At 60.0% G+C, this 12,185-nt stretch carries 8 protein-coding genes and 1 pseudogene; 3 read left to right on the top strand and 6 right to left on the bottom strand.

The annotated features are described in order from the left end of the window. Window positions 1-123: 123 nt before the first annotated feature. Window positions 124-1,395 carry an IS4-like element ISPa1635 family transposase gene (locus ACTJJX_RS33160; RefSeq protein ID WP_004423958.1) on the top strand — a complete coding sequence of 424 codons (1,272 nt, stop codon included), beginning with the start codon at window positions 124-126 and terminating at the stop codon, window positions 1,393-1,395. A 109-nt stretch (window positions 1,396-1,504) separates the two neighbouring features. Here ACTJJX_RS33160 and brxL read toward each other — a convergent pair whose 3' ends face one another. Continuing rightward, window positions 1,505-3,673, bottom strand: a complete 2,169-nt coding sequence (brxL, locus tag ACTJJX_RS33165; RefSeq protein WP_023082654.1) for a protease Lon-related BREX system protein BrxL — start codon at window positions 3,671-3,673, stop codon at window positions 1,505-1,507. 12 nt (window positions 3,674-3,685) lie between these two features. Continuing rightward, window positions 3,686-6,313, bottom strand: a complete 2,628-nt coding sequence (gene pglZ / locus ACTJJX_RS33170) for a BREX-1 system phosphatase PglZ type A (protein WP_023082655.1) — start codon at window positions 6,311-6,313, stop codon at window positions 3,686-3,688. A gap of 522 nt (window positions 6,314-6,835) precedes the next feature. Between pglZ and ACTJJX_RS33175 the strand changes: the two are divergent. After that, window positions 6,836-7,033: pseudogene (locus tag ACTJJX_RS33175) on the top strand (DUF1652 domain-containing protein); the annotation flags it as partial. Here ACTJJX_RS33175 and ACTJJX_RS33180 read toward each other — a convergent pair. From ACTJJX_RS33180 to glnT, 3 genes are all read right to left on the bottom strand, one after another. After that, a complete protein-coding gene (locus tag ACTJJX_RS33180) occupies window positions 7,022-7,663 on the bottom strand; it encodes a TetR family transcriptional regulator (protein ID WP_023082656.1) in 642 nt (213 codons plus the stop codon). The pseudogene ACTJJX_RS33175 and the gene ACTJJX_RS33180 overlap by 12 nt on opposite strands. Window positions 7,664-7,727: 64 nt before the next feature. Continuing rightward, window positions 7,728-8,795, bottom strand: a complete 1,068-nt coding sequence (locus ACTJJX_RS33185; protein WP_023082657.1) for a putative urea ABC transporter substrate-binding protein — start codon at window positions 8,793-8,795, stop codon at window positions 7,728-7,730. 15 nt (window positions 8,796-8,810) lie between these two features. Beyond that, window positions 8,811-10,175: a type III glutamate--ammonia ligase gene (gene glnT / locus ACTJJX_RS33190; protein WP_011913136.1), complete on the bottom strand. Its 1,365-nt coding sequence runs from the start codon at window positions 10,173-10,175 to the stop codon at window positions 8,811-8,813. A gap of 142 nt (window positions 10,176-10,317) precedes the next feature. Between glnT and ACTJJX_RS33195 the strand changes: the two genes are divergently transcribed. After that, window positions 10,318-11,340, top strand: a complete 1,023-nt coding sequence (locus tag ACTJJX_RS33195; RefSeq protein ID WP_023082658.1) for an alpha/beta fold hydrolase — start codon at window positions 10,318-10,320, stop codon at window positions 11,338-11,340. A 3-nt stretch (window positions 11,341-11,343) separates the two neighbouring features. On the opposite strand, the gene ACTJJX_RS33200 is transcribed toward ACTJJX_RS33195, so the two are convergent. After that, window positions 11,344-12,183: an ABC transporter ATP-binding protein gene (locus tag ACTJJX_RS33200; RefSeq protein ID WP_023082659.1), complete on the bottom strand. Its 840-nt coding sequence runs from the start codon at window positions 12,181-12,183 to the stop codon at window positions 11,344-11,346. Window positions 12,184-12,185 lie beyond the last annotated feature (2 nt).

Below are 12,185 nucleotides of genomic sequence, written 5' to 3' on the forward strand. Positions count from 1 at the left end.
CAATGTCATCAACTTTGGAAATTATCCATAAATATCATATAATTAGCGCTCAAATCAGTGCATGGGAGAAGCCCTTTTGACTACCTATACCGCATCGCTTGACACCGCCAGCCAAACCCTGGCTTGAAAATTGTACAAAAAATAACCAGCCCGCTCGATTGTCCCGCCTTCATCGCCGCCCACCGCCAGAATCCTCAAGACTTTACCCGCCGACGCCAGCTCACCTTCAAGAACCTCGTCCTGTTCCTGCTCAATCAGCCGCGCACGGCCCTGCAAACCGAACTCGATCAGTTCTATCGCGTACTCAATCAGGCGTCGACTGAGACGCAAATGGTCACTGCGCAGGCCTTCTGCAAAGCGCGCAAAAAGCTCAACCCCGAGGTATTTGAAAGTCTCAATCGCCTCCTGCAGCAACAAATTGACTGCTTCGGGCTGCGTCAGAAGTGGCGTGGGCTGAGGGTGCTCGCGGTGGATGGCTCGACCGTGCATTTACCCCTGGAGTCGACCATGGCGACCTTCTTTGGCAGTCACTCTGGCTTTCCCATGGCTCGCTTGTCCACACTCTACGAAGTCGCTGACGGTCAAACCTTGCATAGCCTGATCGTGCCCCTGACAGTCGGTGAGCGCGACTGTGCCCATCTGCACCTTGAGCACCTGCCGGCTGACAGCCTGACGCTGTTTGACCGTGGTTACCCTGGGCACTGGTTATTCGCGCTGTTCGCGCAGCAACAGCGGCACTTTCTGATGCGCCTGCCCTGTGGCTATAACGCCCAGGTCAAAGCGTTTCTACACTCTGGCCAAGTTGAAGACACACAGCTTTTCGTGGCCAACCATCCTGAAGCACGTCTGTTCTGCTCCGAGGCTGGCGTTGATCCTGCCAGCCAGATCGAGCTGAGACTGATCCGGGTCGAGTTGGCCAACGGCGAAAGCGAAGTATTGCTGACCTCGCTGCTGGATCGAGAAGCCTTTCCCGCTGAGGTGTTTGCCGAGCTTTACCACCGCCGCTGGGGCATCGAAACCGACTTCCGTCGCCTCAAACAAACCCTGACGCTGGACAACTTCAGCGGCCGCAGCGTGACCGCTGTAAAGCAGGACTTTCATGCCGCTCAACTGTTGAAGAACCTGGCGCTGTTGATGCAGCACCTGCTACAGCCGGTCATCGAACAGCGCCACAAAGGTCGCAAGCTGCGATGGAAAGTCAACTTCACCCAAGGCGTGTCACGGCTCAAAAATACCCTGGTCGAGCTGCTGGTGCGGCACTGTGCTCAGGGGCTGAGCAATGTGCTGGCCTTGATGGCTAAAAGCCTCAGTGCCGTACGCTCAGGCCGTAGCTTTGCGCGCCAACGCAAACGCGCAGCCAGCCGAGGTTGTGAGGGCTACAAACCGACGCGCTGAAGAAACACCACCGCCCAACCTCCGTGCAAAAAAAGCTGGCCACAAGCGGTCGGCATAGGCTCGTCCGGAGGACGAGAAATCTCGCCTAGACAGCCGGAACAGACGATGATCACATCACCGCCAGCCCAGCTAGACCGCCTGATTGAGCGGCAGAGGCCTGGTCATCGCCCGACGGCCATGGCGGCTGGCTGCTTCGGGGGGCTTGCCTTGGGCAGGGCTGCAGCTTAGGTTGATGACATTGGTCCACCCCCAGCGCCTTAAAGACCGCATCCACTGGCTCGCTATAGAAGCTCGTCTGAAACTTGGTGAATAATTCGGCAGGAATCGTCGGTATATCAATGGCGCTGCTCATCGGTAAGCAAACACGTTTACCACCTGCATCAAACGCCACCTGCAGGCATTCTGCGATGCTTTCCACGGGCGTGATGTTGCCACCCAGGCTCATATCGCCAAGCACCACCATCTGTGACTGTGTAGGACGACCCAGAAGACCAGAGGCGAAAGCAACCAGGCTGGGAAGTGCCATATGGGTTAGCGGGCCGGTGTTTTGCAACTCGACCACATGCAGGTGGAAGTCGTGTTCCAGCACCTTGGTCGAGGCGCTGATTCGCGAGGCGTTGGCCTTGAAGAAGTCGAAGGCGATCTTCACCTGCTCCTTGGCCATGGTGGAGTTCCAAAGGCCTGAGGTGGCCAGCTTCCCGCTGCCCTTGGTGACCTGCAGTTCGATGCGGTAAAGCCCCGGCATACCTTTACCGCTCAGGCCGATGGTGTGGATGAAACCTGGCTTACCCGGCCCCTCCGCAATCAGCCCACCACCGCCTTGCTCTTTCACGGCGATGAAGCATTCCTCCAGGGTCTCGTTATCGATGTAGCTGAAGTGCACATCATAGAACTCCATGCCGCCGATCTTCTTCAGCTGTTCTTTCACCCGGCGGCGAACCTGTAGGGCGTATTCCAAGCACTGGCGCACGTCTTCTTTGGTGAATTGATCGTGCGGGTAGAGCAGCTTGAGCAGACCGGACACGGTCTTGCGCACCGCGATTACATCACGCTGGTTGAGGTTGTTGCCCAGCTTGAAGTGCTTGTCGATGGCATCGGCAAAGCTGCGCTTGCGCATCTCGCGGAAAAACTCGGCCAGGTAGTCGACGATCAGGCCGTATTTGTTGGTGAAGAACTCCGGGCGCATCTTCGGGATTTCCCAGCCAGGGATATAGGCGTGGAAACGGTCGAAGAAGGCTGAATCGATCATTTGCTCTGGGAAAGGAGCCAGCAGGTGGCTGGTCTTCACCAGCGATTCAACGCTCTGGTTGATGTTGCCGACAAAAACCATAGAGGCCGAGGCTTCCATCTGCTCTCGACCGCGACCGAAGGATCCGGAGGCCATGTAGTCCTTCATGATCTGCACGCCGTCTTTGTCCTTGAAGTTGATCCCGGCGACTTCGTCGAACGCGACGACATCCCACAGGCCAACCAGGCCAATACGCCGGCTGCTCATGTTGTAGAACAGGTTGGCTACTGTGGTCTGGCCACCAGATACCAGCATGCTGTTGGGGGAGCATTCCTTGTAGATATGACTCTTGCCGGTACCTCGTGGCCCCAGCTCGCAGACGTTGTAGTTGTTCTCGACAAAGGGAACCATGCGCGCAAGGAGGTGCCACTGAACTGACTCGTCCAGGGTCGAAGGTTCCATGCCGATTGAACGGATCAGAGTCTCGCGCCACTGCAGGGTGGTCAGCGCCGAGCGACCGGTGAACAGCTCCTGCATGTTCATGTTGGGCATCTGAATGGGTTTGAGCAGAGTTACACCGAAGGGCGATCCTGACTGACCCTCCTCGTGGTAATAACTCAGGGTCGCGATAACCCAGATGCCCCCGACCAGAAGTTTTTCGTACTCTTTGACGATGCCAGCGGAGATTTCCGCATCCTTAATGCCCAGGTTGCTGAAAGATGCCTCGTAGCGGTCTTTCCTTTCGTTCAGGCGCACGGTAACGCGGTCAATGACCTTGTAGGTACCGCGCTCGCGTACCAGGGATTTAACCTTCTCAGCTTCGTCCGGTCGGACATAGTTTTCAGCCAGTACGGTTTTGACGTTCTTCAGGCCCTGCTCGATGACTTCGGCGTCGTCGGAGGCGCAGTACATGCCTAGCAGGTACTCAAGCACATAGACGGGAACGTTTGCCCCTTCCTTGATGAGCTTGGTCAGATCCTTGCGTACCACACGCCCGGCAAAGTGCTCGTTCAGCAGATGATCGAGGTCTTTATTGAGTTCGTTGTCCATGCGTGCCCGCTCTTAAAAGAAATCATCAGTGAAGGCCAAGTCTATCGTGACCCGGTAGCGCTCCAGCTCGGTATTCAGATCCTTGTCTCGGATGACCAGGAAATAATCTTTCTTGCGATCAAAGTCACTGCCAGCCAGCGATAGCCGTACTTGTTTCAAGCGGTCATTCATGGAATCAGTGGTGCAGTCGAAAGTGACCACTTCTTCACTGGAAATAATCTGTCCGCCTTCGAAAATAGCAACCGCTACCGTTACCGGGAGTACCTGCTCACTGACCGCTTCAGTCTGCATCAGGTCGAAGCGCTGAATGCTGTTAACCATCTTCAGAACGGACTTGGGCGAAATCACGCCGACCTTGCGGCGGGTGCGTTTCTCGGCTTTCTCACCGCGCAGCTGATTGACGGTCAGCACCGGCACGACGATTTCCTGAGGCATGGCCCCTCCGTGCACGAAGCGTGCGCCACCGACGAAGTGGAAGCGATTAGCGCCCTTCGGAATCCAGAAGCGTGTATCCGATTCGGTGCCCGCCGTATGCTTTGTTGACCCCTGCCAGACATCCTTGGCCTCTGGCAGCGTATGGCCAAGGACATAACGCTTTTTACTCTTGAAGGCGCTACCTGGCTTGTCGACCAGCGCAGTGCGGTCAGCCGCCTCCAACTTGCTTTGCTGGAAGAGGAAGCCGTGGTCAGCTGTGACTATGACGGTGCTGGTGTTGAAGTGCATGAGTATCTTGCGGGTCAGCTCGGTCAGCTCTTCGATGGCCACTTCCACATGCTGGAAAGTGTCTGACTCTGACGGACCACCGCTGTCACTGCGGTCGTCGATCACATTGTGGTAGACGTAAACCAGTTGTTTATCTTTGAGCCTTTCACGACCTTCGTCGCGCGACCAGGCCTTTACCTCATCAGCTGTTACGGCGATACCTTGGTACTGAGCGAGGATCTTGTCTCGCTGTATGGTGCCGGCGGTGGACTGGCCATCGACAAAAACTGTATCGGCGGCACTCTCTCGGTATTCAAGCGTCTGGTGTGGGAGGAGGGAGGCCATGCCCAGGGTCGTATAGCTGGGTAGAACGCCCAATTGGCTGGACAGGGTTGCCTCGCTGTAGCGTTTTTCATTGATGCGCTCGCGCAGCTCGACTGCGGCCTCGTAGCGGAAAGCATCACTGATGATCACGGCTATACGCTTGCTACGGTGTTTCTCGAACTGCGGCTGTACCCAGCGTTCGTAGAAGTTCTGCTGGTTGGGCACACCGGCGATCTTCCAATGTGTCAGGCGCTGTTCGGCTTCTACGCAGTCGCCCCAGTTGCGGCCCAGTTGGTCGAGGTACCAGTAGGCATAGCACTGCTCAACTTCTTCATCGAGCTTCTTCAGCAGTTCCACATGAGCACGCTGCGACGCAGCCACATAGCGTCGATAGGCGCTGTCGAAGCGGTACAGCTCGCCCTCGTAGGCCTTGTACAGCGCCTCCGTGCCGGAATAGTGGAAGCCGGCACCAAACTGCAGGCGTAGGCCGAACAGCTCGATGGCTGCGGCCAGGGCGCTATAGAGCAGTCGATACTTGCGACGGATCTCGTCGTCCTTGTGGCGCGATGCCCAGTAGTTGTCGAGGCGCTCGCCGATGATGCGTGAGAATACCTGCAGGTCGCTTGGAGCGGCGCTAGGGATGGCTTGGTTCAGATCGATAATGATCTGCCGCTCCACCGCTTCGAAGGTGGCGACATTGGCCAGTGTTTCCAGCGACAGCTCGCCAAGCTTGTCGGAGATGCGCAATGCCTCTCCAACCCAGGACGATACAACGTCATAGCTTTTGTAAAACCGAGAGCTGTCTCGCCAGCGCGATAGCAGGGCTCGAGATGTAGCACGGGCGCTGGCTGACGGGATTGCGATTGCAGAAGCCCAGTCAGGGATCTCAGAAATGCTTTCACAGAAGCCGGTTGCCAAAAGGCGAATCAGAAAATGCCCAAAGCTGAATGGCTTCTCGCCACTTATTTCTTCAGCACTGGCCGGGTAACCCACTTCGTCACGCAGAGCCTGCAGCAACGCTGGCATCAGTCCATGCTGATACAGCTCGTCGATAACGCCAGGATTGCTCTCAAGACCGAGATCATCCCGAACGATCTGATCCGCCAACGTGCAAAGCAAGGTGGTGATATCGCACGCCGCAGACCCCAGAAGCACCGCAATCATTGCCTGGTCCAACTCTTCGGCAGTCGCATTCGATTGGATAAGGCGCTTGAGCGCAGAAACCCGCGCGGTACTTTTGAGGAAGCTTTCTCTACGAGATAGATGCTCGCGCAGGCTCACCTGCTGCAAACCCAACTCGTTAAAAATCATCGACACCCGGTCTGCATAAAAGCTTCGTGAGAACAGCTTGATATCAAGCAGCCAGTCATCTTCCGCGTCAGGCTCGGCACAGGGGAAATACAGCAGGTATTTACCCTGGGTATCTTCAAGTTCCAGCTGCAACTTAGTGCCAAAGGTCGACTTGCCCTGCATGTTCAGCACCTGCACATCAGGCAAGTCGAGCTCGTTCAGTGCATCGGCAAAGTTTTGCTCGGGGTCATACCAGAAGACGATTCGATGGTTTTCAGCAAAAAAAGCCTGGTGCAGGCCTTGGGTCAGCTGCTTTGAGTCCATCCAGGAAATTCCTTGGGCGCGCGAATAAAGATTCCCCATTGGGGCTGGCAGCAGTCTACCGGAAGAGTCGCGTAGCATGGCCGGTGCGAACGCATGATCAGCGATCCGGCCACGAGCATGTTTGCTCAGCTGAGCGGGAGCCGTCTGATCCTCCGCTCCAATTCGATTGCCAAGGCTTCCGCAGTCAAGTGAGTGGTATTCACTGCAATGTCTGCATGCGCCATTAGCTCATCAAGTACGCACTCACGAAAGCCGGGATCAGCCGATGGCCATCAAACCATTGATGCTTGAGACGTATGCCTGGCTCACGGTGCTGGCAGAACGAGCACTTAGACGGGCAGCCGCGCTGAGTTTCCCAACGAATGCTGCTTTGCAACACAGCTGTTTCCAGCAGATACGGTGAGGGTAGAGTCAGCAGATCGTGATCTGCTTTGCGGCCCAGATCGGTGGTGCCGGCGATATGGATGCCACAGTCATCGGGTGTAGTACCGCAGGCCAGTGCAACCTGAACGGCGACTTTGGGTGGACTCGCCAACCACGGTGCGCGTGATGTTGCTCGATGAGGCCACTGGCGAATCCCTGCTGCTGACCGGCCTGCCGTGCCGCATCTCGCTGTCGCGCGCTGAAATCGCTGGCTTGATCGCCTCCATCGATGCCGATGCCGCCGCGCTTCGGCCCGCTCTGCTGAACAAGCTCAAGCGTCCGCGGCTACTCGGCTGATCGACCCGTTCCGCTTGTCCCGCCTGCCATCTCCAAGCCCGGCGCCAGCGAGCTCAACAGACGTCTGGTGAGAAACGGTGCCTGTTCCCTCAGCGAAAAGAGCTTGGGCGACAGCAGCCAGGTATGGGTGATGCCCATCAGGCTCGAATAGAGCAGCAAGGCCAGTGATCGCGCCGATCCTTCATCCGCGTGCGCCTTGGCAATCAGCTCTTCCAGCAACTGCACCATGGCACGGGTGAGCTTGCGTTCGCGTTTCAGGGTGCTCGCCATCTGCGCGGTGAGTTCGGTCTTGTTCAGCAGGATCTCGAAGGACTGCCGATACCAGCGCTCGTCCAGCAGCAGGCGAAACCATTCGCCGACGAAGTGCTCCAGCGCAGCCTGCGGGCTACCGGCCAGCTGGCGACTCTGCTCGATCAGCTGCTCCAGCGGCTCCTGGGAGTAGGCCAGCACCGCTTCGTACAGCTCGTCCTTGCTCTTGAAGTGCCAGTAGATCGGGCCACGGCTGAAGCCGGCGGCCTCGGCGATCATCGCCAGGGTGGTGTTCGAATAGCCGTTGCGGCTGAACAGCTCGAGCGCCGCGGCGATGATCTTGAGGCGGGTCTGTTCGGCGTCTTCTTTGGTACGGCGCATGAGGCTCCTCGAAATGCGCGGCGTCCACGCAGCGTGCCGGCAAGGCCCGCTGCGTGGCAAGCCCTCACAGAGCGCCGTCGGCGGCCATCTTCATGTAGGTGGTGTCGAAGCGCAGCTTGAGATTGCCCTGATCACCGAGCGCGCCGGCCGGCATGGCGATACCGACAAAGTCCGCCGAATCGGCACCGTCGCCCAGCAGGCCGTGGTCGAAGGAGAACTTGCGCACGCTGTCCATCGCTTCGTGGGCCGGTTCGCCGGAGATGAAGGCGACCGCTTCGGCTGGCTGATAGAACATGTGGGTGCCCTTGAGTTGCGCCTCGTAGCCGGCCTGGTCGGTACCGGAAGCTGCGCCCAGCTGGGCGCGTAGCTCGGCGCCTTGCGGCGTGTCGCTGGCCATGATTGCCATCACCTCGTACCAGGCGCCGGTGACTGCCTTGCCGAACGCGGGGTTGTCGGCCAGCGTCTCGCTGTTGACGATCAGCAGGTCCTTGACATGGCCCGGCACGCTGGCCGAGTCGAAGACCTGATGTGCATCCGGTGTGGCGGCGACTTCCTGCAGCAGCGGACTCCAGGTCGCCACGTTGCGTACATCGGCCGTGCTGAAGGCAGCGACGATGTCGGCGTCGGAGGTGTTGACCACCTGCACGTCCTTCTCCGACAGGCCTACGCTGTCCAGCGCCTTGGCCAGGATGTAATGCGACACCGACAGTTCCACCAGGTGCACCTGTTGGCCCTTGATCTGTTTGAGATCGCTGGTGCCCTTCATCACCAGGCCGTCGTTGCCGTTGGAGTAGCTGCCGACGATCAGCGCGGTGGTGTCGACGCCACCGGCCGCCGGAATCGACAGCGCATCCATGCTGGTGGCGACCACGCCGTCGAACTGGCCGGCGCTGTACTGGTTGATGGACTCGACGTAGTCGTTGATCTGGCTGATGTTCACCTCGATCCCGTACTTGTCGGCCCATTTCTTCATGATTCCCGACTCGTCGACGTACTTCCAGGGCATCCAGCCGACGTAAATGGTCCAGGCCAGGTTGAAGGTCTTTTTCTCCTCCGCCTGGGCCAGCGGGGCGAGGGCGGCGAGGGCAATGGCCCCGGCGCAAAGCAGCTTTTTCATCATGGTGCCGTGCATGGCGGTACTCCCGGTTCAGAAGAACTTCAGATAGCGCTGGATTTCCCAGTCGGAAACATGGGTGTGGTAGGCATTCCATTCGTCGCGCTTGAACTCGACAAAGGCCTGGTACATGGCATCGCCGAACACCTGGCGCGACAGCGGGTCGGCCTCGAAGGCGTCGATGGCTTCGCTGAGGGTGCGCGGCAGGGTCTCGATACCCATCTGCGCGACCTCCCGTTCGCTGTAGTGATACATGTTCTCGCGGTGCGGCTGGCCGGGATCGAGCTTGTCGCGGATGCCCTCCAGGCCGGCGGCGAGGATCATCGCGGCACCGAGGTAGGGGTTGCAGCCGATGTCGGCGGCGCGGCATTCGACCCGCGCGCCCTGGGATGGAATGCGCAGCATGTTGGTGCGGTTGTTGTTGCCGTAGCAGCAGAACACCGGCGCCCAGGTCGAGCCGGACATGGCGCCCTTGCGGATCAGCCGCTTGTAGCTGTTGACCGTAGGCGCGATGACCGCGCAGATGGCCTTGGCATGTTTCAGTACCCCAGCGATGAAGTGATAGGCCAGCGGGGTCACGCCGCAGCCGTAGGGGTCTTCGCCATCGACTTCGAACAGATTCTTGCCGGTCTCGATGTCGGCTAGCGACATGTTGTAGTGCGCGCCGCTGCCGGTGCGGTTGGCCGAGGGCTTGGGCATGAAGGTGGCGAAGGCGCCGTGCTTGCGGGCGATCTCGTTGGCCATCATGCGGAAGAACACGAAGCGGTCGGCCATGCCGAGGGCGTCGGTGTACTTGAAATCGGTTTCGAACTGGCCGTTGGCGTCCTCGTGGTCGAAGGAGTAGACGCCCCAGCCCATCTCGTTCATCGCCTGTACCAGTTCGTCGACGATGGGCAGGTTGTCCATCAGCAGGCGCGGGTCGTAGCAGGGCTTGGCCATGTCGTCGCGCTCGGAAATGGGCGCGAAGCCGCCATCCGGGGTGTCCTTGAACAGGAAGAACTCGGTCTCGATGCCCAGGTTGAAGGTGTAGCCCAGCGCTGCAGCGGCTTCGGTCTGGCGCTTGAGGATGCCGCGCGAGCAGGCGTCGAAGGGCTTGCCGTCCAGGTAGAGGTCGCTGGCGAACCAGGCGAGATCGCGGTTCCAGCTGCACTGGGTGGCGGTCGCCGGGTCTGGCATCGCGGCCACCTCGTTGTCGCTGATCTCCTGCGGGACGCCGTCCAGCGCCGCACCGGTGTAGAGCTCGGAGCCGCGGAGCATCTGGCCGAGATGGGCGATTGGGACGAACTTGCCCTTGATCACGCCGTGGATGTCGACGTAGCTGGCCATCGCGTACTTCACACCCTTGTCCTGCAACTGCTGTTTCAACTCCTCGACGGAGGAGAGGGGAAAGCTGGTCATCGGCTTGCGCTCCTTGGAGTCATGAATGGCGGCCGGGGCCGCTGGCACGATTCCTTCATCCAATATACATGCCAGCGTGTATAGAAACGGGCCGACGCTGGTGCCGCCTGGCGCCCTTCGCGCCACTGTAGGAGTCACGCAGATGATTGAAATAAAAAGGGAAAAGAAATTTTTTGCGCTGGGCGAAATGCGCCTCGAAAACGGCGAACGCCTGCGCAATGCGCGGCTCTGCTATCAGGTAGTGGGCACGCCGAACCGCGCGCGGGACAACCTCGTGCTGATTCCGAGCTACTACGGCGGCACACATTGGGGCAGCCTGCCCCTGCTTGGTGCGGATGGCCCGCTGGCAGGTGGCGATTACTGCGTAGTGCTGACCAACCTGTTCGGTGCAGGCTGGTCGACTTCGCCGAGCAACGCTGCGCCCGGTCAGGGCGCAGCGGACTTCCCGCGGGTCGGCCTGCTGGACAACGTGAGGGCGCAGAAGGCGTTGCTCGATCGGTTGTATGGCGACGACTGGCAGCTCGCCCTGGTCAGCGGCTGGTCCATGGGCGGCATGCAGACGCTGTTCTGGGCAATGGCCTATCCGGAACGGATGCGTGCCATCCTGCCGTTCTGCTGTACGGCACGCTGCTGGCCACATAACCGGGTGTTTCTCGAAGGGGTGAAGGCGGCGCTGTGCGCCGACGCCGCCTGGCTGGGAGGGCGCTACAGCATGCCGCCGGAACGCGGGCTGCGGGCTTTCGGCCGTGCCTATGCCGGCTGGGCCTATTCGCAGGCGTTCTATCGTCATGAGCTGTGGCGCGAGATGGGTTTCGAGAGCCTCGAGGCGCTGCTCGACTACTGGGAACAGGATCATCTGGAGCAGGACGCCAACGACCTGCTCTGCGTGCTGCATACCTGGCAATCGGCCGACCCGGCCCGCAGTTTCGCTGCGGGCTCGCTGGCCGAAGCGCTGGGTCGCATCCGTGCGCGGTCCATCCTGATGCCCGGCAGCAGCGATCTGTATTTCACCGTCGAGGATGCCCGCCACGAGGCCGCGCTGATTCCGGGTGCCGAGCTGCGGGTGCTCGAATCGGACTGGGGCCATTGTGCCGGTGGGCCGGGCCGCAGCGCGGCGGCCATGCGCCAGGTGTTCGCGGCAATGGCCGAACTGCTTGGCCGCTAGCCTTCAGCCGGCCACGGCGCTGAGTTTGGCCAGTTGCTCGAGGTCGGTCTGCATGCCGGAGGTTTCGCGGATCCGGGCGAGGATCTCGCGCTTGAGCTCGGTGAATTCCGGCGCGAGCTTCATGTCCTGGTGGCGCTGGGCCGGCAGCGGCACCTCGTAGATGGAATCGATGCGCCCGGGGCGTGGCGCCATCAGCACGATGCGGCTGCCCAGATAGATGGCTTCTTCGACATCGTGGGTGACGAACAGGATGGTGCTCTTCTCCAGCCGGTGCACGTGACGGATCAGGTCGTGCATGACTTCGCGGGTTTGCGCATCCAGCGCGCCGAACGGCTCGTCCATCAGCAGTGTCGCGGGTTTGGGCAGCAGGGCGCGGGCAATGGCAACGCGTTGCTGCATGCCGCCGGAGAGCTGGCTGGGGTAGGCATCGGCGAAGCGCGTCAGACCCATCAGGTTGAGCAGGGCATCGGCGCGGCCGGCGGCGGACTCCACGTCTCCATCGTGGCGCACGGTATCGCCGATCACCTTGAGCTGGCGGCAGAACTTGATGTTCTGCATCACCGTCAGCCAGGGGTAGAGGCTGTAGTGCTGGAAGACCATGGCGCGGTCGACGCCGGGGCCGTCGATGGGCCTGCCGTCGAGCAGGATCTCGCCGCGACTCAGCGTCTCCAGGCCGGCGATGATGCGCAGCAGGGTGGACTTGCCGCAGCCCGAGGCGCCGACGAAGGTGACGAACTCGTTGGGCTGGATGTCCAGGTCGATCGACTGCAGCGCCTGCACCTCACGGCGCTCGCTGACGAAGGTCTTGCCGACCTGGTGTACACGAATCTTGGCATCGGACATGG

The organism is Pseudomonas sp. 22490 (assembly GCF_052044465.1).
In the GTDB taxonomy this organism is placed as follows: domain Bacteria; phylum Pseudomonadota; class Gammaproteobacteria; order Pseudomonadales; family Pseudomonadaceae; genus Pseudomonas; species Pseudomonas aeruginosa.

Excerpts from the sequence above, each read along its gene's own strand:
- brxL (WP_023082654.1), bottom strand. The coding sequence starts at position 3,673 with ATGGACAACGAACTCAATAAAGACCTCGATCATCTGCTGAACGAGCAC.
- pglZ (WP_023082655.1), bottom strand. The coding sequence starts at position 6,313 with ATGGACTCAAAGCAGCTGACCCAAGGCCTGCACCAGGCTTTTTTTGCT.
- ACTJJX_RS33180 (WP_023082656.1), bottom strand. The coding sequence starts at position 7,663 with ATGCGCCGTACCAAAGAAGACGCCGAACAGACCCGCCTCAAGATCATC.
- ACTJJX_RS33185 (WP_023082657.1), bottom strand. The coding sequence starts at position 8,795 with ATGCACGGCACCATGATGAAAAAGCTGCTTTGCGCCGGGGCCATTGCC.
- glnT (WP_011913136.1), bottom strand. The coding sequence starts at position 10,175 with ATGACCAGCTTTCCCCTCTCCTCCGTCGAGGAGTTGAAACAGCAGTTG.
- ACTJJX_RS33195 (WP_023082658.1), top strand. The coding sequence starts at position 10,318 with ATGATTGAAATAAAAAGGGAAAAGAAATTTTTTGCGCTGGGCGAAATG.
- ACTJJX_RS33200 (WP_023082659.1), bottom strand. The coding sequence starts at position 12,183 with ATGTCCGATGCCAAGATTCGTGTACACCAGGTCGGCAAGACCTTCGTC.